At 66.7% G+C, this 351-nt stretch carries 1 protein-coding gene; it reads left to right on the top strand.

Going from position 1 to position 351, the window contains the following annotated elements; translation table 11 throughout:
• On the top strand, nt 1-351 hold a 351-nt coding region (locus ACYP5B_RS44575; protein ID WP_459573851.1), incomplete at both ends, for an ATP-binding cassette domain-containing protein.

The following is a 351-nucleotide window of genomic DNA, read 5'->3' as shown; positions in this document are numbered from 1 at the left end:
TCATTTCTGGCGCAGCGAGGGCACGCTCGACACGCTCAACGCACGCGGCATGGAACTGCTCGAGCAGGTCGGGCTGACCGATGTGGCGCAGACGGTGACGGTCAACCTGCCGTACGGCCGCAAGCGCGCGCTCGAGATCGCCACCACGCTGGCGATGGAGCCGGAGATGATGCTGCTGGACGAGCCCACCCAGGGCATGGGCCACGAAGACGTGGCGCGCGTCACCGAGCTGATCCGCAAGGTGGCGGTGGGGCGCACCATCCTGATGGTCGAGCACAACATGAACGTGGTCTCGTCGATTGCCGACAAGATCACGGTATTGCAGCGCGGCGCGATCCTGGCCGAGGGGCC

The organism is Cupriavidus sp. 8B, assembly GCF_054589115.1.
Note: the sequence above shows the minus strand (reverse complement) of the source record. Positions and strands in the feature narration are given on the sequence as shown.